The sequence below is a fragment of the Arcanobacterium buesumense genome (assembly GCF_012563545.1).
Lineage (GTDB): Bacteria > Actinomycetota > Actinomycetes > Actinomycetales > Actinomycetaceae > Arcanobacterium > Arcanobacterium buesumense.
Genome location: NZ_CP050804.1, coordinates 1,911,945 through 1,934,366 on the forward strand (window position 1 = coordinate 1,911,945; position 22,422 = coordinate 1,934,366).

The window sequence follows — 22,422 nt, forward strand, 5'->3', positions numbered from 1 at the left end:
GTTGTTTAGTGGCATGTGCCAAGGCGGTTGCTTTATCTTAGGCTTTCTGGTGAACGAGTCATGACACTTTTCATGGCAGCTTGAATGAATTCTTCTTTTTCTGTTTGTGTGTAAGTAAGTGTTGAAGGCGATATTGGTAAGGGAGGGTATGAACCTTTCGGTTCACACCCTCCCTTTGTTGTAATAACTGTTATTTAGTTATTACTTGTAGGATTTCAGCTTTCCTTGCGGCGACGGATTGCAACCGCGCCAGCAAGTACTGTTCCGAGACCTAGGAGTGCCAGTATGTTGAGGTCTAGACCGGTCTTAGCCAATCCTGACTTCTTAACTACTGGTGCCTGTGGGGTTTCAGCCACGGTTACTGTGATGGTGTCGAGGACGTTGCCGTCCTTGTCCTTCACGGTAACGATGATCTTGTCGCCAGGCTTTGCATTGTCATCGATGGTTACCTTGATGGAGCCATCCTTGTCAAGCATGCCCTTACCAGGACCTTCAGTCTCGATGGTTGTACCACCAGGAACATCTCCACCAATATTTGGAACGACAATCTCGTCGCCGGCCTTACCAGTGGTGTCTTCCCAATTTGGAGCAGCTGGCTTCTCGGTAACAGTGATGGTGACGGTATCGATAACCTTGCCGTCCTTGTCCTTCACGGTAACGATGATCTTGTCGCCAGGCTTTGCATTGTCATCGATGGTTACCTTGATGGAGCCATCCTTGTCAAGCATGCCCTTACCAGGACCTTCAGTCTCGATGGTTGTACCACCAGGAACATCTCCACCAATATTTGGAACGACAATCTCGTCACCTGCGTGACCAGTCTTGTCTTCCCAATTTGGAGCAGCTGGGCCTTCGGTGATCTTGATCTTTCCGGAGTCCTTGACGATTGGGGTGTTTGCACCCTTGTCGCCGTCTGGACGCTTGGATTCAATCGTGATCGTGTAGTCGCCATCCTTTGTCTCAGTTGGAGTACCAGAGATGACACAGCCCTTACCTTCGACGTACTTGATGGTCAGGCCTGCAGCAAGACCTTCAGCCTTACATACAAGGTCGGTAGCCTTTCCAGGATTCTGGATTGGGATAACAATGTCCTTGATTGGAGTATCAATCTGACCGTTGATGGTTGGAAGGTCACCTTCCACGGAAGGTGCTAGAGCACAACCATTCTCATCTACATCAGCACCCTTAGGAGTGTCTGCACACTTATCCTCACCAGGCTGCGGATCGTTTGGATCCTTCGGATCAGGAACACCATCACCATCAGAATCCTTCGAAGCGGTATCAGGATTAATATCAAGAGCTGGAAGAGTGATGTTCACCTTACCAGTCTCCTCAATCGGATCACCAGCACCCTTATCACCATCAGGCTTATTAAACTCAACCGTCACGGTAAAAGGCTGATCCTTCACAGTATCCTCAGTTGGAGTACCAGAGATGACACAGCCACCCTTAGCCTCATCATAAGCAACAGTCAAACCAGCAGGAAGACCTTCAGCCTTGCAAACAAGATCGGTAACCTTACCAGGATTCTCGACAAGAACAACAACAGGAGTAATCTCCTTGCCCTTCTCACCCATCACCTCAGGAACATCACCAACAGTCGGCGCAACAGCACAACCATTAGCATCAACAGTTGCACCAGCAGGAGTATTCGCACACTTATCCTCACCAGGCTGCGGATCGTTTGGATCCTTCGGATCAGGAACACCATCACCATCAGAATCCTTCGAAGCGGTATCAGGATTAATATCAAGAGCTGGAAGAGTGATGTTCACCTTACCAGTCTCCTCAATCGGATCACCAGCACCCTTATCACCATCAGGCTTATTAAACTCAACCGTCACGGTAAAAGGCTGATCCTTCACAGTATCCTCAGTTGGAGTACCAGAGATGACACAGCCACCCTTAGCCTCATCATAAGCAACAGTCAAACCAGCAGGAAGACCTTCAGCCTTGCAAACAAGATCGGTAACCTTACCAGGATTCTCGACAAGAACAACAACAGGAGTAATCTCCTTGCCCTTCTCACCCATCACCTCAGGAACATCACCAACAGTCGGCGCAACAGCACAACCATTAGCATCAACAGTTGCACCAGCAGGAGTATTCGCACACTTATCCTCACCAGGCTGCGGATCGTTTGGATCCTTCGGATCAGGAACACCATCACCATCAGAATCCTTCGAAGCGGTATCAGGATTAATATCAAGAGCTGGAAGAGTGATGTTCACCTTACCAGTCTCCTCAATCGGATCACCAGCACCCTTATCACCATCAGGCTTATTAAACTCAACCGTCACGGTAAAAGGCTGATCCTTCACAGTATCCTCAGTTGGAGTACCAGAGATGACACAGCCACCCTTAGCCTCATCATAAGCAACAGTCAAACCAGCAGGAAGACCTTCAGCCTTGCAAACAAGATCGGTAACCTTACCAGGATTCTCGACAAGAACAACAACAGGAGTAATCTCCTTGCCCTTCTCACCCATCACCTCAGGAACATCACCAACAGTCGGCGCAACAGCACAACCATTAGCATCAACAGTTGCACCAGCAGGAGTATTCGCACACTTATCCTCACCAGGCTTAGGATTAGCCGGATCCTTCGGATCAGGAACACCATCACCATCAGAATCGCCCTTAACGTTAAAGACAGCATTCACGACAGCAGTAGAACCGTCTGAATAAGTGACCTTAACAGGAACTTCAACAGGGCTTGTTGGAGTGTCAGCAGGAGGTGTGTATGAGATCATGCCGTGTTCCATGGTAATCGTGGCACCAGCTGGAGGATTCTCACCAAGACCAAACTTCGTGTTCTCAGGAGCAGCACCAGTCTCTACTTCTTCAGTCTGAAGATTATCAAACATCGGATCAGAAGTTACCTTTTGACCAGCGATAACGTCCTTTGGAGCATAAGAAGGACTCCAGAGCTGAGCAATAGTACAACCATGCTCATCTACCTTATCCTTATCAGCCTCAGGAGTATCAGGGCACTTGTCCTCACCGTCTTGCGGATTGGCCGGATCCTTCGGATCTGGAACACCATCACCATCAGAATCACGCTTAACTGTGATTGTGAACTTCTTAGTCACAGTTGACCCGTTAGGATTTGTTACCTTAACAGTTACTTCGACAGCGCGCTCAGTTTCATTATCGGACCAATCTGTGAACTTAGGTGAACCCGTTATGGTCTTGTCAGCGGTGTTGTAAGTAACTCCGTTTGGTAGTCCCGTTACTTCGATTGTTGCATCCTTATTGTCAGGAACAACATGAACAATAGCAATTGGTGTACCTTCGGTAACAGTCTGATCTGCAATATCGCCAAGACCGTCAACTGTTTCAAGATCCACCAATGGTTGCTTAACGGTAACGGTTACGTTGACATGATCTTTCGAATTATCAGGATAGGTAACAACTACCGGAACCGTAATTGTTGAACCTGGCTTTGCATCACCTGGAACAACAACCGAAATCGAACCATCTTGATTAACAGTTACACCATCTGGTGCACTATCACCCTTAACATACGTAGTATTCTGTGGAGCTGGATCAGTTTCAATAGTGTCTGCCGTTTCTACCTTATCGAAAGTCGGAACTGCAATCTCAACAGTATCACCTGGCTTACCAGCACCATCTTCATACTTCGGATCAAGAGTATTAGCCCACGGACAACCAGCATTCTCAGCAGGACCAGCTACATCAGGACACTTATCCTCACCATCAGGAACACCATCGCCATCTTGGTCGGCTTTGATGTTAAAGACAGCATTAACTTCATCAGTTGACCCGTCCTTATATGTCACGATGACAGGAACAGATACCGATTCCGTCGTAGCATCAGCTGGAGCTGTGTAAGTAACTACACCAGTTGCTTCGTTAATTGAAGCAGCAACTGGAGCACCGTCAGCCAACTTGAAGGTTGTACCATCAGGAGCATTCGCCTTCTCGACACTATCTGCAGTAGTAACATCATCGAAGGTTGGAGTAGATGTCATTGCGTTACCTGCGATAACATCTTTTGGTTCATAAGCAGGAGTCCACTGCGTTGTGATAAGAGATTTACTAATTTTTAGCGGAACCATATCAACAACATATAAAGATGAACCGTTACTATGGCGTAACGTGTATTCAACTCGCACATTTGGCTGATCTTCACTAGCAGTATTTTCTACTTCTGGAACGCCAGAAATTATACCGTTAGAATAAGTCAAACCTTCAGGAAGATCAGAAACAGTTACATCACCTTCAATGGTATAACCACTCGTCTCATCAACATTAGGTGTCGACTGATCGTCTGCATCAGCAGGCGCACGGAAGCCAATTGGCTTCACAGCTTGTTCGTAATTAGTACCAACACTTCCCTCAGCAAGTGGAGTGTCCGTTACGATAAATTCACGGTAGACAACAGTATTTCGTGTTTCCTGACCAACCTTGTATTCTACGTTGAGCTTAACCGTAGTAGAACCAGCAGCAGATGGCTTACCGGATACTGTACCGTCTTCTGCGAGAGTTAAGCCATTAGGAAGACTATCGGCCGTAACTTTAAGACCATCCTGCGGGAAGAGCTTTAGCTCTTCCAGTTCATCATATTTCGACCCTTGAACTACTCGTTGAACTATAAATGCATCTAGGGCTATACGTGAATCTTCAGCGTACGTACCATCATCTGAAATTGGATAAAGTTCAGCCGTATATACAGTTCCATCAGTGGCATTTGTAGGAACGGTTATATCACACGACGGTAACACACCTTTAATTGAAGGTTCTAGATTTTCACACTTATCGTCAACTGTTATTGCTTTACCTGAGACGTCAACAGCTTTCCACTTAATAGCATACTTTTGATTACCAATAGGTGGGAGACCTGTTGCAGTGGTTTTAACAGTAACACCTGGATTAGCTGGGCGATCAGAAGTATTATAATCAATAATCGCAAATTGGGGATTCGCTAAAGACATAGTAAAATCTACGTTTTGCCAGAAATTAGCCGAACCGGCACTATCTGATAAGTAGTTTACTGCTGACCATGCTCTAGAATTAGATTGCTCAACTGAAGTATAGGTGTTTCCGAATACGAACCCGTAGCGACCAGACCAACGGCCACCAAGCCATGGGTCTCTAAAGCTGACACCAGGTACCGGACCTAGTGTAACCTCGCCATTTTCATCTTCTTGGACAAGTGATACATTCATCCATTCCCAGTTGACATGTTTATCATTTTGAGTCCTTTTCAGAACTTTATCCTGATTCCAGTCACCGTCATTAGGGGAGTTTGCTACAGTATCACACTTTTCAGCTGGAACATTGCCACAATTTCCTGGCCATTGACCGTATAAACCATTGAATTGAACAATATATTTACCGTCAGTACCAGAGGTACCAATAACAGATTCAGCGATCCATTCTGGATGTGTTTTAATCTGATCCTTTATCCAGTTTTGAAGCTTGTCTTCATATTCAACAGTCCACTTATTATCGCGAAATTTTTGAACATTCGGGAAATCGACTGCTTTGACATCTTCAAAATGTTTTATTATCGCATCAATAGCATGATCAGTTAAATATGATGCAACAATCTTCTGTCCACCAATAGATTTATCGTAGTCACGCTGATACAGGTGAGCATTTTCCCAACTAAGTTTAACAGCGCCACCACCGCCATTTTCCCAAAATACTTTTCCTGTCAGCTGACCAAAACCGTTTTCATCACGGATATTTGTAGTTTTCCACTCAGACTTTGGCTTATGCATACCAGCATAATCATCAGCTTTAGGACGTGGAGAGAAGAACACATTGATGCCTTCAACAAAATGTTGAACGGGAGCCCAACCTACACCACCATAACCCGAATCTTCGATCAGAGCTTTTGGCACAAAGGATTGTCCATAAGCCCAGAAAAATTGAAGATCTGAGCCTTCAGGGGCATCTGCCCAAATCCTAATCTTTTCATAGCCACCGCCTGCTGTTTTTGCGTTTGCATCGAATGTACGGCGATCATTAAATCCATTGAAGAAATCTTCAAACTTGATGGTGAAAACACCGTTTGCATCAGATTTAGTCTTGTAAATCGGAGAAAGAAGACCGCTAACACCATCAGACCACTGAGCGTAAACAGTAGCACCTTCTAACGGCTGATCCTTTTTATAAGCACTGATGTTATATGTCGACGCACCACCCTCTTGGCTACCTTCAATTCGCACAGTACCGGTGATTGTACGTGGATCTTTCGGATTAGCAACTGCAGATTCGATAACTTCCTGACCAAGATAACGATCTGAATCACTTGCTAATGGCTGATTAGCAGTGAGTAGATTGGTCGCTGCGTAGGAGGGCGAGCTTAAAGCTCCGGATAAGAACATACCGCTAAGTAAACCTACTGTTCCCAGTAAGGCCACTGGCTTACGCCAGCGCTTAACAGATATGCTCCCCCTCAAACTGTATCTATTTGTTAAATTTAATGACACTCTTAGTGTTCCTTCCTTATCAATACTCAATTGAGTCTTGAAATCTAGGATCCGGGAGACAACGATCCTTTACCACTATGCCTAGAGACCGTTAAAACGATCTCGACTCCTTTTCACCCTCAAAAACTCAATCCTGAGAACGACGCATGTGATACGTCTCAGTTCTTAGGACTACTATCCCAAAACCTATGCCTTTACATAAATCTCGATAAACATACGTAAAGACAGATACTTAATCCTCGCATATAGGGAAAGATAGTTCAATTCATTTTCTTGCGCTAGTGCGGAAAAACATATTCCCATATTACCTCAACGCTTATCTTACAAACAGTTATAGTACAACAGACTCCTGCGGTAAAAGCGAATAAAAATGCGGTGGCAGGACTTTTGATCCATACCACCGCATCTCATTTTGTGGTGAAAACCACAAATTTTACGCGGCAATAACAGCGATCTTAATACTAGCTACAACCTCAGTATGAAGCTTGATCTGACCACTGTATTCACCAACAGACTTAATGTTGGTGTGCAGGTTGACCGAGCGGCGATCAACTGGCTTGCCGGCAACGTCGGATGCTGCAACAGCAACATCAGCAGTTGTCACAGCACCGAAGAGACGGCCGTTTGCACCAGCAGTCTTGGTGATGGTCAAAACGGTAGCTTCGAGAGCTTCGCGGATCTCGCGAGCCTGCTCAATATCTTCAGTCGCCCGCTTACGGCGTGACTCGGCGATCTGATCAATCTGACGCTGGGCGCCCTTCGTCCACACTGTGGCGTAACCACGTGGGATGAGGAAGTTACGAGCGTAACCATCCTTAACGGTGACAACTTCACCAGCGCCACCTAGCTTCTCAACTTCGTGAGTGAGGATAATCTTCATAATTTTTCTTCCTCTCTCGATCAGCGAGCTGAGCTCGTGTATGGGAGAAGAGCCATTTCGCGTGCATTCTTTACTGCACGAGCGATCTGACGCTGCTCTTGAACAGAAACCCCAGTAACGCGACGCGAACGAATCTTGCCACGATCAGAAATGAACTTACGTAGGGTTGCGGTGTCCTTGTAGTCGATAGCGGCGACCTTCGCTGCCTTCAACGGATTGGACTTCTTCTTTGGCTTGCGCAATACAGGCTTTGCCATTGTGATTCCTCTTTCGATTACGAAATAAACCAGCACCTAGCCAGAATATTTCAAAAAGTCTTAGAACGGCGGCGCATCGTCAAACGACGAGCCACCAGCTGGTGCCTGACCCCACGGATCGTAAGCCGATCCGCCGGCCGGAGCATCGTAGGAAGCGCGGCCCTGTTGCGGGGCACCTCCCTGGTTATATCCACCTTGATTGAATCCGCCACGATTACCGCCACCTTGTGAACGAGTCACTTGTGCAGTGGCATAACGCAACGATGGCCCTACTTCATCTACCTGCATCTCAATCGATGTCCCTTGCGATCCATCTTGACGCTGATAGTTACGTACCTGAAGTTTGCCAGTTACCACAACCCGCATCCCCTTCGAGAGCGATTCGGTAACGTTTTCCGCATATTCGCGCCAAACAGAACAACGAATGAACATGGCTTCACCATCTTCCCATTCGTTTGTTTGCCGGTTCAGGTTACGCGGAGTAGATGCCACGGTAAACGAGGCAACCGGCGTACCCGAGCCAACGTACTTTAGTTCCGGATCTGCGGTGAGATTTCCGACGACGGTGATAATCGGTTCGCCTGCCATGGTTTACTCCAGTTTCTATCAGGCTTCGGTAACAGCAACTGGCTCAAAGCGAAGAAGCTTGGTGCGCATAATCGACTCATTAAGGCCGAGCTGGCGATCAAGTTCCTGAGCAGTAGCTGGCGTAGCAGTCATGTAAACCACCACGTAAATACCTTCGGACTTCTTGTTAATCGGGTAAGCGAGACGACGCTTACCAAGGATATCCACCTTATCGAGGGTGCCACCCTCAGATGGGACGACGGCGAGTAGCTTCTCTAGGGTTCCCTGGAGAGTACGCTCATCGGTTTCAGGATCGAGAATGATCATCATCTCATACTGACGCATGTTGTACCCACCTCCTTTGGACTAAATACGGTCATGGTCTTTCCATGACAGGAGGGTCATGCTGTGCGTATTGGACGCACTAGCAACAATGCTACCGGAAGAAAGCCGATAGTGCTGTGCGGTTTTCCCCACACAGCACTATCGTTCTGCTCACTCTTACTGATTTTCCTGACCCGGCGGCTGCGGAGCCGGAACACCGCCATCATCACCAGGTACTTGTGGGCCTGGTTGCTGCCCCTCAACATCTGAGCTTGGTGGCTCAACCGGTGCTGGTGCTGGAGCCGGCACTGGCGCAGGTACTTCTTCTTCAACCGGCGCTTTTTCTTCTTCTTTTTCCTCTTCAACCGGTTTCGGACGCGGATACTTCCGATCAATAATCTTCTGCGCATCGGGGAACTTCACCTTATCCATCCCCTCAAATGCCACCTGCAAATAATCCAACGCAACCTGGGTAGGCCAACTCGAACCTGAAATTAACTTGATACCACCAAATGGTGTTAGCTCTTCTTCACTACCATCTTCGCCCACCTGATACATATCAACAACCGTCACCAAGTCCGGGGTAAACGTAGCAACCCAAGCTGAACGCGGCCCTGTCGACGTACCAGTTTTCGCCGCAATATCACGATGTAACACCGAAAGTTTCGCGGCTGTCCCATACGAAGCGATACCACCTTGTAAAACATGAGACGTTAACGTTGCAACCTCAGTTGAAATAACTTGCTCACTAGCCGTATTCCCACGATAAATCACGTTGCCATTACTATCTTTAACTTCACGCACAATATGAACCGCATGAAGCCGCTTACCGCCATTAGCTAACGTAGCTAACGCCCGCGCCATCTCCTTCGCCGTCGGCGCGGCTGAACCTAAAATATTACCCACATTATTGTCCAAGCCCACCAAATCCTTCGGTAAGCCCAAATCAACAGCCATCTTCGCAGTAGCAGACGGTCCAATCTTCTCATTGAGCTGAATAAATCCAGTATTAACCGAATACGCCGCCATGTCACGCAAACTCAACTGACCATAACCAATATTGGCAAAATTATTAAACGTAATATCCGTACCTGGAAGCGTATAAGGCGACGGCGAAGCATACGTCTGATACGGCGGAATACCAGCCTTCATTGCTGCCGCAATACCAAAAATCTTAAACACCGAACCAGCTTGGGCCCGATCCTGAGTAGCACTATTACGCTGGCGAACACCAAAATCCCGGCCACCATACATTGCCACTGTTTCCCCAGTAGCTGGATCAACCGACATCAACCCTATCTGGTTATTATCTGGCCGATCTTCTGGTAGCCCATTAACCGCATCCACCGCAGCTTGCTGCTTAACCGGATCAATCGTCGTCGTAATCGTATAACCGCCACGATCAATCTGTTCCTCAGTAAACCCCGCATCACGCACCAGTTCCTGGCGCACTTCTTGCAACAAATAACCCTTAGTGCCACTCAAATCCGACTGGCTCGTTGCAGGATCTAACGTTTCTGGGAACTGGGTAGCATCAGCTTCTTCTTGAGTAATCCACTCATCTTCCACCATCCGGCGCAAAACCCGGTCAAACTTCACCTTTGCAGTATCCGGATCAACCGCTGGATCCCACGCGGACGGGGCCGGAATAACAGCAGCTAATACTGCCGCTTGCCCCAACGTTATATCTTGTGCCGATACACCAAAATATTTTTGCGCTGCCGACTCAATTCCATACGCCCCACGACCAAAATAAATCGTATTCAAATAGCTATTAAGAATCTGATCCTTCGATTGCTCCCGATCAATTTTAATCGCCAAAATAGCTTCCCGAACCTTGCCGGTAAGCGAGGAGTTTTGCCCAGTATAGTAACGCTCCGCATACTGTTGAGTTAACGTGGAACCGCCTTGGGTAGGCTGACCTTGAATGTTATTCCACAAGGCCCGCAAAATACCCTTCGGATCAATTCCGTTATTCTCATAAAATCGCCGATCTTCAGAAGCAATCACCGCATGTTGCACATACGGAGAAATCTGCGTCAACTCCATCGATTTACGATCTGCTTCCGCAAATGTTCCCAGCTTCTGCGATCCATCTGCATAATAAACATCCGTGGCTTGCGCTAACGCAAAATCATCAGGTTCAGGCACATCAATGGCCACATATAAGCCCACAAAAGCGCCCAGCCCCAACGCAATCGAGGTGAAGAACGTACCTAGAATAAATCGCCACGACGGCATCCAACGCCGCACTGGACCAAGTCCCGCACGAGGATAGTTCCAGCCATGTTTACGTACCCGCTTAGCTTTTTTCTTCGAAGTCACGCCTTCAGCCTTCTTTCTTCGACGGTCGCTTCAACTGACGGCTAATCGCCTCAAGTTTTGGACGATACCGCATCCGAGCCTTACGTTCGAGTTCAGTCAGTGGATTAATAATATCGGGAACGGTATCTTCCGGAGTGATTTGCGTATCATAATAGCCATCTCGACGACGGCGCGCCGCCTCGTTTTCCGATATCAAGTACACGTCAAGCCAACGAGTACGTGGATCAGAATCAACTAACAACGCCTTAAAGAACAATGTTAACGGAACCGCAAGAATGGACCCCAACATCCCCACAATTGACGTCCACACAATCAAAGAAAAGAACGTGACAGACGGCGAAAGTCCCACAATATCGCCAGTCATCTTTGGCTGGATTAACGTCTGGATGACTACGTTAATCACCGTATAGGCCACAAAAACCCACAACATGGTTTGCCAACCCGAATCCAAAAGACCAATAAGCATAGGGGGAATAACACCGATAACAAAACCAATATTAGGCACATAGTTGGTGATAAAAGCCCAGTAAGCCCATGACCATGCCAATGGAATACTCATCCATTCCAACACCACACCGTCAACAAAAGCTACAACAAGACCGAAAACAGTTGTCACAATCCAATAGTGACGAACCCGGCGTTCAAAACCACGAAGTGCTTCACCCATATTCCAATGGTCTTTGTTGATAATCTTCGAACGCGAACGCGTCACCGTCGTATCGATCGTCAAAAAGAACGCAGCGATTGCCACAATAGAAAGCAAGCCACCAAAAGAGAAAATGCCACCAACAAGACTCCACGTCCATGAAACAATCGAATTGACATTGATCTGATTAGCATAAGAAGCCAAATCTCGAGTATTCAGCCCCTGAGACTGCAACCATTGGAGAAACCCGCTCATTGTTGCTTCAAACTTTGCCGAATAGGCCAAGACCAGATCTGGAACCGGCGTCAATGACCACACCGTCATTCCTAATAACCCAGCAATAATCGCCAATGTTAAAACCAGCGTCGTCAAAGCAGCCAACCAGGCAGGGAAACTCCACCGCATCAAGAACCGTCCCAAAGGGCGAACCGCTAAAACCACAGTAAATGCCAAAAAGAGCGGGGTGAAAACATCAGCGACTGAATGTACCCCAATACCCACAATCGTCGTTAATGCTAAAACACTCAGGATCATGAACCCGTTAGTATGAATATCAACAACAGATTCACTATTGTGCTCATGGTCAGCCGTAGAATCGACGTAACCGTCATCATCATGGTTCTGTTGGCTCACAGTGCCCTCCCTGGAAAAATACTGCGTATCAAACTATACGCACTTTCTATTGTGCCAAAACACAACGCGAACCCGATAAACAAAGCACCGCAATGGCATAACTGAAACCAACAGCACCATAACCTGCGGCACATACCACACAAACAACAACTGACCAGCCAGTTACCGGTAAAACTGCCGCCCCACAAAGAAAAGCAGCAACAAAAGCAGCGTTGAAAAGCATGTCATACAACGAAAACGCCCGGCCCCGAAAAATATCGCCAGTATCGCGTTGAACAATAGTGTCAATCGTTATTTTTGTTCCTTGGATACTTAACCCGAGAATGCCAAAAACACACATCACCACCGGCATACGGTAACTTATTGCCAATATTAGCTGCGCAACAACACCCAAAAGCAGACACACAATAATCCACGAATGAGAACTCATCTTGCGGTGTGCAAACGGCGTCGCCACAATCGCAACAGCACTGCCAACAAAAAACATTGCCATCACCACACCAAAAACTGCGATGCCCGATGATAGGTCCGCTGGCTGAGCTAACATATTTCGGCTCATCAGTAACACCATCATCAACGAAATACCGTAAATGAAGCGTTGGATCGTCATCACACCCAATACCAACGCTGGAGTTCTGCGCTCGATAAGATGCGAAATACCGGCCCTAAGTTGCCCGATAACCTCCCAGAAATTCCAGAGTTTGACCTCATCTGGACCTAGGCTCTCACGGCTCATCGTCCCCGCCGTCAAACTAGCACCTAAACAACACAAAGCAGCAAGAATCAACGAGGTGACATGTTGCCACGGGCTAACTGTGAGCGTCGTTGATAACACTAGTCCAATCAACGCTCCACAAAGCGCCGCGAACGAACCAATCGTCGGAATAAGAGAATTAGCAACAACTAATAACCGCGATGGCAATGTGTGCGGTAAACCAGCTGAGAGCGCCGCCAAAATAAATCGGTTAATTCCCAATGTCACCAAAGCACCAACAAAAACAATCGGACTACCCGGCGCTAACAACACGCCTAGCGCAATCAGTCCTATCACCACGGCACGAACAAGATTACCCAGTAAAAGAATGTGGCGACGATTCCACCGATCCAACAACGGACCAACAAACGGCACCAACAACGTAAAAGGCAATAACATCACAGCAAAGGCTAAAGCTACATCCAACGGTTGCGCAGCATGATAGGGGCTAAACAACACAAGTGTTGCCACTCCCGCCTGGAAAAGCCCATCAGCTATTTGAGAAATGAGACGAACTAATAACAGACGGCGAAAAATTGGATACGGCAACATACGTTGCAGTGTCGCTATCATTTACCCTCAATATTGGTATCTTCCCACCAGGCAAGCAGACGTTTCGTTGCCTCCTGCGGTCCCAACGGGCCTTCCTCCATACGTAACTCCAACAAGAAGTGATATGCCTGACCAACCTCAGGACCCGGTTTCAAGCCCAGAAGCTCCATAATCTGCTGGCCGTTAAGATCAGGACGAATCGCATCAACTTCTTCACGCTCTTTAAGCTCAGCAATACGCTGCTCTAAATCATCCATACCAGCAGCCAACCAGCGAGCTTTCCGCTTATTACCCGTCGTCACATCGGCACGTGTCAAGCGATTCAACCGTTCAAGCTGATCTCCCGCATCCGTCACATACCGGCGAACCGCCGAATCAGACCAACGCTGCTCACCATATCCATGAAAACGCAAATGAAGCTCAACGAGCCGAGCAACTGCCTTCGTCGTCGCCTTATCAAAACGCAAAGCCTTCATTCGCTTAGCTGCCATCCGTGCGCCCACAATATCGTGCGCATGGAAAGTTACCGTGCCATCTGGCTCATAGCGGCGAGTAGCTGGCTTGCCAATATCATGCATAATAGCCGCAAAACGCAAAATAAAATCAGGAGCTGGTACTGGTCCTTCTTCATCCGTTTCTAACGCCATCGCCTGATCCAAAACTGTTAGCGTGTGCGTGTAAACATCCTTATGCCGACCATGCTCATCAACGGTATCGCGTAAATTCGCCAACTCCGGGAAAACCACATCAGCCACCCCGGTCTGCACCAACAGCTCCAAACCCTGGCGTGGGAACGGCGAAATAATCAATCGATGAAGTTCTGCCTGAATACGTTCAACTGAAACAATCTCCAAACGCGACGCCATATCTGACATCGCCGCACGCACATCATCAGCAACCGTAAAACCAAGCTGGGCAGCAAAGCGCGCCGCACGCATAATACGCAAGGGATCATCGTCGAAACTCTGACGGGCACTAACCGGGGTGCGCAATACTCCAGCAATCAAGTCATCTAAACCACCCGTCGTATCGGCTAGCTCCAATGACGGCAACCGAACAGCCATGGCATTTACCGTAAAATCACGACGCGTCACATCGCCTTCTAAAGAGTCCCCATAATGAACACCTGGTTTACGCGACCCGGCATCATACTCCTCTGTACGATAAGTTGTGACTTCAACCACAAGGCCATCTCGGGAGGCGCCAATCGTGCCAAAATCTCGGCCAATATCCCAATGCGCTCCACCCCACGAAGCTAACAACCGCTCCGTCTCATCAGGACGCGCCGACGTCGTGAAATCATAGTCATGAATCGGCAGGCCAAGAAGCGCATCGCGAACAGGACCACCTACCATTGCCAATTCATGACCATTACGTGCGAAAATAGAACCTAGTTCCAGAATTGCCGCAGGCAACTCACTCAACCTCTTATGGGCTTGAGTAAGTAGCCGGGCACGCTGATTAACATCAGTGTCCGTCGTCGTCGTATGAGAATTGAATACAGAATCGCTTAAAGTCACCCTCTTAGGGTGACACAAAAGGCGCTCTCAAGCATATTCTCAGCGACTGTGAAGTAGAAGTTATGTCGCGAAAATATCCGGCTCCGCCGCCAAACGGACCGCGCCGAACCCACTCAGCGCGGCGTGCACCCCTGCCCATAGTGAACGAAACCTCCGCCGGGGGAGTCATTGTATCCGTACGTGAAGGACGTGCATATATCGCCGTTATCGCACGCCGAAACCGAGCCGGGCGCCTCGAATGGTGCCTTCCAAAAGGACACCTTGAAGGAACCGAAACTGCCGAACAAGCAGCCGTTCGCGAAGTGAGTGAAGAAACCGGAATCACCGGACGTGTTTTACGCCACCTTGCCTCTATCGACTACTGGTTCTCTGGCCATGATCGCCGAGTACACAAAGTCGTCCATCATTTCCTTCTCGAAGCCCTCCACGGCACACTTACCGTAGAAAACGATCCAGACCACGAAGCCGAACTCGTCGAATGGGTACGCATGGACCGTGTCACCAACCGTCTTGCCTACCCCAACGAACGGCGCATCGTCAGCATTGCACGCGAACTCCTGGAGAAAAAATGAAAAACCGCATCATCAGGGGCACCCTCGCCGTCTTTCTCTCCCTCGCCCCGCTCACCGCATGGGACACGGTCCTCACCGCGAGTGCACAAACACTACCTACCACTTTCAGCGGACAAGACCAAGACGCCAATCAAGCCCATATCGTCATTGACTCAGTTGGCGAACCCACTCTTGCCCCCGGCAAAGATCTCACTTTGAACCTCACCATCACTAACCCTGGCAGCGAACCATTGGCGATCAACGCATTAAATATCCGCGCCCAAGTATGGCCTGCTACCAACCCAGCCCAGGTAGCAGCATGGATGGGTGGAGATCTTTATGGTTACCAGCTACGTCACACCAATACTGACCTGGTTATCCCAGCAGGGCAAAGCACTAGTCAAACATTAACCGTACCTCGTGACGATATTTCGTGGAAGAACACCACCTATTTTTGGGGTCCTCGCGGAATCGCTGTTGACGCAATCACGAGTGATGGTTCTGTTCTCACCGATCGGTCCTACCTCGTCGTCACTCCCGATACTGAGCTACCACGTAGCCAATTCACGGCCGTCGTTCCAGTTGTTAATAACCTACCGGCTTCTCCGGCAACTCCGTACGAGTTAATCACCCGTACGCTGGATAAAACTGAAAATCCAGCGTCCGCCGATCACACGGACGGGGAAGCATCTGACCCTAAGGCCCTTCTGAGCCAATGGGATTTTCCTGGTATCTCACTCTTTAGTGACCCAAAAATCAGCCTTGCTACACCGGTGAAAAACGCCGAAATACATACTTTGCCTGCTTATGACGCCGATTTACCTGCCTTCGTTCATGCCAACGCCGAAGATCACATAGCTAACTATCTCTCTTCGGCGAAAGCTGATGTTTGGTTCACTGAGGAACTTACCGATATCGCTACTCTTCGGGCGGTTCGCGCTGCTGGAATGAGTAGCACTATCATTCCAGATTCTCAGCTCACTCCTATCGGAGCGCAGATCTTTACTGACCACGCACATACCAGTGTTGATATTGACGGTAACTCGATGCCAATACTCACCGCTAACTCCACATTATCGGACGCAGTCAATGGCACACTCACGCACGATGAGGACACAATCACGCTGGACCGTCTCGATCGTCAGCAAGTCTCTCTTGCCCTCTCCGCAATTTTGTACCGCCAACAACCACACGATCAACGCGGCGTCGTCGTCATCACAAAACGAGGAATGATCACTGGTGCTGACGCAGAACAAACCCGGCAAACACTGACCTCACTCACTCAAGCACCTTGGAACGAAGCAAGTAGCGTCAACTCACTTCTCGCCTCACGCCAGGTCGATTTCAACTACGAAGCAATGCCAGAGAACCAGCCTTCACCTGGCGAATTTACCGACGAAGAACTCACGCACTATAACGAAACCCTGAACAAACTTCATCATTTTGCCGCAATATTCCCGCAAAATGATGAACTTGATACCACACTCGCTAACCACGCTAACGCTTTCTTTTCTACCAGTTGGCGTCACACCCCCGAAGCACGTGCCGCCTATGCAGCCGCATTGAATACTATCGATACCAGTGCACTTAAGGTCGAAACGTCATCAACAATTAACCTTATTTCTGAAAGTTCTTCCCTCCCCATTCACGTTACGAACACCTACGACTATCCCGTAAATGTCACGGTCACACTCACAGCACCTGATAGACGACTACACGCACTTGAACCTGCTAACGCCACGATTCCAGCACACAGCACAACTCACGTGACGATACCCGTTGAAGCTTGGGGATCAGGCAATCTTGACGTAGACGTTGCAATAACTGACTCCAGTGGTCTCACGCTTGGAAAATCTTCCACAGTTCATGTACGGGTACGCGCTAACTGGGAAAATACCGGCACAGTTGTTGTTGCTCTCCTTATCGGCACGCTATTCATCTTCGGTGTTATCAAATCTATTCGTAATGGACGACGTTCCGAACCGGTTGATCCACAACTTGCTAGCCACGCCATCCACCAAGCTTCTGCCACTGCTAGCAAGCCACTTTCCCAGAACTCAGAGTAGACTTTTGACTATTAATATTTATTTATCGTTATATCTATGACGAGGAGAGATTTGTGAGCACGTCTTACGCCCACACCGGTCAACTCATCGCTGATCGTTTTGAACTCATGCATCCCGCCTCTGCACGCTCAGAGTTTCCGCACACGTCAGTGTGGATAGCTCGAGACACTGCGCGTTCTGTTCAGCTTCGTGCCCTTGTCATTGATCCCGATTTCCCTGGCGCAGAAGCAGCTCTTGATGCTGCCCGGCGCACGTCCTACCTTCATAATGGTGGCGATGCTGCCGCAACCATGGTTTCCACAATTGCCGTTGTTGGCCGGGAAAATGAACATGCCATCTTCACTGAGCTTCCCCCTGGCCGTCCTCTTTCTGACTTTTTAGCCGATAAACCAATTAATCCTGACCTCGTCCGCTCTGTTATCGGAGAGGTCACCTCAGCTATCAACACCGTTCGCCATCAAGGGATTCGTCATCTGGCACTTAGCCCGCACGATGTTTTTATTACCGACGCCGGCAATATCGTCATTGATGGATACGGCGTAAAAGCAGCGTTGCATAACATCCCATTAGATACTGAATCTGCTGAACTTGATAAGCGTGAAACTACTGGAATCGTGTTGTTATTGGCAGCAATGCTACTTGGCCGGGACGTTTCACGTGAAACTTTCGACGACGTCGATACGCACCTTATCGATGAGGCTAGCGCCCTGCCAAACCTACCGGCAGAGTTTACTGAACTATTTGACGACGTGCGCCAAAGTTCTGCGCCACAGTCCCCCAGCGAGCTTCTTTTACAACTCGTTCCATGGAATGATATTGACACATCTGGCTTAGCCCTTTTCGCACCCACACTCCCAGAATCTTTTCTCGATGCTGACCGGACAACTGATGAACCACTGGGAGATTTCTCCAATGCGGTGTTCCCAAAAGTTTTCGAGGGTGAATCAGATGATGATCTGGAACAGGATCTTGCTGATGTCTCATCTGGCGATACAGCCGATGAGGCTGACGATGAGGCTGACGCCTCAGATTCCTCTGACATAGAACTCTTAGAGGATCAAACCGATGAGGAAGAATTCGACGATGAAAACCTTGTCGTCGAAAAAAGCCCGGTTCTGCCAGCACAAACACCCGAAGAAGCTGCCCAAAAAGTCACTGAACTTCTCGAACTAGATGACCAAGAGAGCCAATTGCCAACCACCCAGTGGCCTAAAGTTAGTTCACTGCCCACAGAATCCGTAGAGCTCAGCGATCCTGCCGAGGAAAATGAAAACGATGACCTCGCCGAATCCGATGACTTCGTAGAGCCAGCTGAGCTTGCTGAACCGGCAGAACCTATCAAATTAAAAATAGCGGTCCTGCCAGAAGACGATACTTCTGCTACTGCTAGCTTCCTTCCTGCCGGCACAGAATCCACCTCTAAGATCCCACGATTAGTCGGTTCAAACTGGCAACAATCCTTTACCCGAATAATCCAAAAAGTATCAGCTCCTTTCAAAAACACGGAAGCTGATACTAAAGAACAAAATTCTGATTCATTCGACTCATCGCACTTCATCATCATTTTCCTTATCGCAGGCATCATGCTTGCTGCATTTTTCGGATTCGCCGGACTTTTCAAACCATTACGTGATGTAGAGGTGACACCACCAAAACCACACACACATAGCAATACATCCGAAGAAGTTCCGATGCCTGTTCCACACATTGCATCAGCAGAGCTTATCGACCCGGATACTGCCAATGTTGCACTAGATAGTGGCGTGCCAAATTCACCAGAAGGTATTCCACTCACCATCGATGCAGACCCTGCAACTAGCTGGGAATCCTGGTATTTCAAAGATCCTGGAATGGGAGATGTATCCGGAATCGGAATCCACCTCACGCTGACTGAAGAAACCCGAGTATCACGGATGGTCTTGGCGATTGCTGGCTCTGGTGGCAATGTACAAATCAAAACTGGTGCCGATCCAGCTCAAGGTGAACTCCTCTATGAGGGGCCTGTCAACGAAACTACAACTATCGATTTCGAACAACACCCAGTCACCCAAGACCTTCTCATCTGGTTTACTGAACTGCCAGTTGATCACACCGGTGCCAACCGTATTTCCCTCGCTGAGATTTCAGTGGAATAATACAACATAGTTGCAACGTTTCATACACGACAACTATTTATCTATGACAATTATTGAAGAGGTATTCATGAGCACTGTCCACGACGTCATTATTGTTGGCTCTGGCCCTGCTGGATGGACCGCAGCCACATACACTGGGCGCGCAGGTCTTTCCCCAATCGTTCTCGCTGGAAGCCTCGAAGCCGGCGGCGCCCTCATGAACACAACCGAGGTTGAAAACTTTCCTGGCTGGCCAGAACCTATCCTCGGTCCAGAACTCATGATGCGTATGCAACAACAGGCCGAACGTTTTGGCGCACAAGTCCGCTATGAAGACGCCATCTCATTCGATTTTTCATCAGAAATTAAGACCGTTACTACTGATGATGCAACTTATCAGGCAAAAACTGTTATCTTAGCACTCGGTTCTGAATACCGTAAGCTCGGCCTTGAAGGCGAAACAACTTATTCCGGTAAGGGTGTTTCATTCTGTGCTACTTGCGATGGTTTCTTCTTCAAAGGTAAAGAAATTGCTGTTGTTGGTGGTGGAGATTCCGCTGTTACCGAAGCTATTTTCCTTTCACGGTTTGGTTCAACTGTTCATCTCATTCACCGCCGTGACGAATTGCGTGCTTCGAAAGTCATGGCTCAGCGCATCGAAGATATTGACAATATTAAAGTTCATTGGAATTCAAAAGTTACAGAGATCAATGGCGCCGGCGGACTTGAATCTTTAACATTAGAAGACACCGTTACCGGAGCTACATCAAACCTTCCCGTTTCCGGCATGTTCGTTGCTATCGGTCACGATCCACGTACCAGAGTACTTCAAGGACAGGTTGAGTGTGACAGCCATGGGTATATCATTGTTGATTCCCCATCAGCCAAGACCTCAGTTCCTGGCGTTTTCGCATGTGGTGATGTTGTCGATTCAACATACCAGCAAGCAGTAACCGCCGCTGGCAGTGGCTGTGTCGCTGCGCTTGACGCTGAAGCCTACCTCATCAATATGGAGGCTGAAGCAGGACAGAACTGATGGATACGAGCGACTCAGGGATTATTTTTCGGTATTTTACTAGCTCTTGGTCACCTATTTGCACCTAGATATGTAGAATCTTCGGTGAATTTTCTTTTGACATCGCTCGCCACATATCACAGGACTTACCTGAGTTATCAGGAACACCGTATGAATCGGTTATTGTTGACATTAACTATAAACCGATAATTACGAATACTCACGGTATAACACATGTTCCAACAATTCAATTATCAGTTAATCGCCAGGACCTCACGACTCTTGTGGGAGCAAGATCAAAACTGGCATTGCGCACCGAGATATTCGATGCGTTAGAGATGCACTGCAGAAAAGCAGAGCAACAAAGGAGTAGCTATGGCAGAACATACGGATGGCAGCACGATAATCCACAACACCGCCGCTGCCGCCGCTGCCGGCGGTCAAGGTGAGCAAACAGGTATTGGGTTCGCTCCACTCGCTCCGCAAGTTGATGAGGAAATGTGGGGACACGCGTATTCAAGTCGCGCACTCAACACTAAACAATCTGAAACTCGCTCTCTTTTCGCGGTAGCTAATTGCCCAGAGGTTGTCTCACTTGCTGGCGGCATGCCGAATATCGCCGGTCTCCCACTCGATTTTCTTGCGGATATGACTGCACGTCTTGTGCGTGAACGTGGAACACAACTTTTACAATATGGTGGCGGACAAGGTGAACTTGAGCTACGAGAACAAATCGTTCATCTTCTAGAACAAGAAGGCGTACATGCTTCTGCCGAGCAAATAACTGTGACCACCGGATCACAAGCTGCTCTCGACATTGTCACTCAAGTTCTTGTTAATCCTGGAGACATTATCGTTGCTGAAGCACCATCTTATGTTGGTGCGCTTGGTGTATTTGCTGCTCATGAAGCAAAAGTAGTTCATGTAGCAATGGACGAACACGGATTAATTCCTGAAGAGCTCGAACGCACTTTGACTGAACTTGAAGAGCAAGGTAAGCCAGTCAAATTTATCTACACTGTTCCGAATTTCCACAATCCGGGTGGCGTATGTATGGCCATCGAACGCCGCCCACAAGTTGTTGAGATTGCTCGGCGTCATAAGGTCATCATTTTAGAAGATAATCCTTACGGCATGCTTGGCTTCGATGATCAAACGAATCGTGCACTCTATAACTGGAATCCAGATGGCGTGATCTACTTAGGTTCGTTCTCAAAGATTTTCGCCCCGGGTTATCGTGTTGGTTGGGCGCTTGCTAGTGAAGAACTCACAGCTCGGCTTGTTCTAGCAAATGAAAACGCAGTACTTTCACCAACGAAGGTTGGTCAACTTTCCATTGCAGAATACTTACGTACATACGACTGGTTGGGTCAAATTAAAGAGTATCGAGCAATGTACTGCGAACGCCGGAACGCTATGAATGCGGCTCTTGAAAAGTATTTACCACAATGTGAATGGACTGTTCCTAGTGGCGGTTTCTATATGTGGGTAAAACTCCCTCAAGGAATTAATGCTCGAGAAATGCTACCACGCGCTGTGGAGCATGGTGTTGCCTATGTTTCAGGTACTGCATTCTATGCCGATGGTCAAGGCTCAGATCATATTCGGCTCTCGTTCTGTTACCCAACACCGGAACAAATTACTGAAGGTGTTCGTCGTCTAGCGCTGACCATCGATGAAGAACTGAAGAATTTATCCTAATTTCCACTAGATCAATAAGCTATATACTCCTGGTACTTTTATCTTTGTATCAA

Annotated in this window: 14 protein-coding genes; 5 read left to right on the forward strand and 9 right to left on the reverse strand. The window is 48.2% G+C overall.

Features of this window, described 5'->3' with window-relative positions; genetic code table 11:
• Positions 1 to 215: 215 nt before the first annotated feature.
• The 9 genes from HC352_RS08835 to HC352_RS08875 form a co-directional block, all read right to left on the reverse strand.
• Positions 216 to 6,434 (reverse strand): Rib/alpha-like domain-containing protein, encoded by a 6,219-nt coding sequence (locus tag HC352_RS08835; RefSeq protein ID WP_168918515.1) that lies wholly within the window; start codon positions 6,432 to 6,434, stop codon positions 216 to 218.
• Between the two features lie 463 nt (positions 6,435 to 6,897).
• Positions 6,898 to 7,344, reverse strand: a complete 447-nt coding sequence (gene rplI, locus HC352_RS08840) for a 50S ribosomal protein L9 (RefSeq protein WP_168918516.1) — start codon at positions 7,342 to 7,344, stop codon at positions 6,898 to 6,900.
• Between the two features lie 20 nt (positions 7,345 to 7,364).
• Positions 7,365 to 7,601 (reverse strand): 30S ribosomal protein S18, encoded by a 237-nt coding sequence (gene rpsR / locus HC352_RS08845; protein ID WP_168918517.1) that lies wholly within the window; start codon positions 7,599 to 7,601, stop codon positions 7,365 to 7,367.
• 60 nt (positions 7,602 to 7,661) lie between these two features.
• Positions 7,662 to 8,189: a single-stranded DNA-binding protein gene (locus tag HC352_RS08850; protein WP_168918518.1), complete on the reverse strand. Its 528-nt coding sequence runs from the start codon at positions 8,187 to 8,189 to the stop codon at positions 7,662 to 7,664.
• 18 nt (positions 8,190 to 8,207) lie between these two features.
• Positions 8,208 to 8,513 (reverse strand): 30S ribosomal protein S6, encoded by a 306-nt coding sequence (gene rpsF / locus HC352_RS08855; RefSeq protein WP_168918519.1) that lies wholly within the window; start codon positions 8,511 to 8,513, stop codon positions 8,208 to 8,210.
• A gap of 156 nt (positions 8,514 to 8,669) precedes the next feature.
• Positions 8,670 to 10,817 carry a transglycosylase domain-containing protein gene (locus tag HC352_RS08860; RefSeq protein WP_168918520.1) on the reverse strand — a complete coding sequence of 716 codons (2,148 nt, stop codon included), beginning with the start codon at positions 10,815 to 10,817 and terminating at the stop codon, positions 8,670 to 8,672.
• Positions 10,818 to 10,821: 4 nt separating this feature from the next.
• Positions 10,822 to 12,096 carry an AI-2E family transporter gene (locus tag HC352_RS08865; RefSeq protein ID WP_168918521.1) on the reverse strand — a complete coding sequence of 425 codons (1,275 nt, stop codon included), beginning with the start codon at positions 12,094 to 12,096 and terminating at the stop codon, positions 10,822 to 10,824.
• A 46-nt stretch (positions 12,097 to 12,142) separates the two neighbouring features.
• Positions 12,143 to 13,423 carry an MFS transporter gene (locus HC352_RS08870; RefSeq protein WP_168918522.1) on the reverse strand — a complete coding sequence of 427 codons (1,281 nt, stop codon included), beginning with the start codon at positions 13,421 to 13,423 and terminating at the stop codon, positions 12,143 to 12,145.
• On the reverse strand, positions 13,420 to 14,922 hold the full coding sequence (locus tag HC352_RS08875; protein ID WP_168918523.1) for a CCA tRNA nucleotidyltransferase: 1,503 nt from the start codon (positions 14,920 to 14,922) through the stop codon (positions 13,420 to 13,422). Before HC352_RS08875 ends, HC352_RS08870 begins: the two co-directional genes overlap by 4 nt.
• A 62-nt stretch (positions 14,923 to 14,984) precedes the next feature.
• Between HC352_RS08875 and HC352_RS08880 the strand changes: the two genes are divergently transcribed.
• From HC352_RS08880 to HC352_RS08900, 5 genes are all read left to right on the forward strand, one after another.
• Positions 14,985 to 15,494 carry an NUDIX hydrolase gene (locus HC352_RS08880; protein WP_168918524.1) on the forward strand — a complete coding sequence of 170 codons (510 nt, stop codon included), beginning with the start codon at positions 14,985 to 14,987 and terminating at the stop codon, positions 15,492 to 15,494.
• Complete coding sequence (locus HC352_RS08885) at positions 15,491 to 17,539, forward strand: DUF6049 family protein (RefSeq protein WP_168918525.1); 2,049 nt, start codon at positions 15,491 to 15,493, stop codon at positions 17,537 to 17,539. Before HC352_RS08880 ends, HC352_RS08885 begins: the two co-directional genes overlap by 4 nt.
• A gap of 53 nt (positions 17,540 to 17,592) precedes the next feature.
• Positions 17,593 to 19,674, forward strand: coding sequence for a protein kinase family protein (locus tag HC352_RS08890; protein ID WP_168918526.1), 2,082 nt, complete (start codon positions 17,593 to 17,595; stop codon positions 19,672 to 19,674).
• A gap of 67 nt (positions 19,675 to 19,741) precedes the next feature.
• A complete protein-coding gene (gene trxB, locus HC352_RS08895) occupies positions 19,742 to 20,689 on the forward strand; it encodes a thioredoxin-disulfide reductase (protein WP_168918667.1) in 948 nt (315 codons plus the stop codon).
• Positions 20,690 to 21,043: 354 nt separating this feature from the next.
• The gene (locus HC352_RS08900; RefSeq protein WP_168918527.1) at positions 21,044 to 22,369 is read left to right on the forward strand and encodes an aminotransferase-like domain-containing protein; all 1,326 of its coding nucleotides are present in this window, start codon (positions 21,044 to 21,046) and stop codon (positions 22,367 to 22,369) included.
• The last annotated feature ends 53 nt before the right edge of the window (positions 22,370 to 22,422 follow it).

Coding starts and splice junctions, on each gene's coding strand:
- HC352_RS08850 (WP_168918518.1), bottom strand. CDS start 8,189: ATGGCAGGCGAACCGATTATCACCGTCGTCGGAAATCTCACCGCAGAT.
- rplI (WP_168918516.1), bottom strand. CDS start 7,344: ATGAAGATTATCCTCACTCACGAAGTTGAGAAGCTAGGTGGCGCTGGT.
- HC352_RS08880 (WP_168918524.1), top strand. CDS start 14,985: ATGTCGCGAAAATATCCGGCTCCGCCGCCAAACGGACCGCGCCGAACC.
- rpsF (WP_168918519.1), bottom strand. CDS start 8,513: ATGCGTCAGTATGAGATGATGATCATTCTCGATCCTGAAACCGATGAG.
- HC352_RS08885 (WP_168918525.1), top strand. CDS start 15,491: ATGAAAAACCGCATCATCAGGGGCACCCTCGCCGTCTTTCTCTCCCTC.
- rpsR (WP_168918517.1), bottom strand. CDS start 7,601: ATGGCAAAGCCTGTATTGCGCAAGCCAAAGAAGAAGTCCAATCCGTTG.
- trxB (WP_168918667.1), top strand. CDS start 19,742: ATGAGCACTGTCCACGACGTCATTATTGTTGGCTCTGGCCCTGCTGGA.
- HC352_RS08900 (WP_168918527.1), top strand. CDS start 21,044: ATGGCAGAACATACGGATGGCAGCACGATAATCCACAACACCGCCGCT.
- HC352_RS08870 (WP_168918522.1), bottom strand. CDS start 13,423: ATGATAGCGACACTGCAACGTATGTTGCCGTATCCAATTTTTCGCCGT.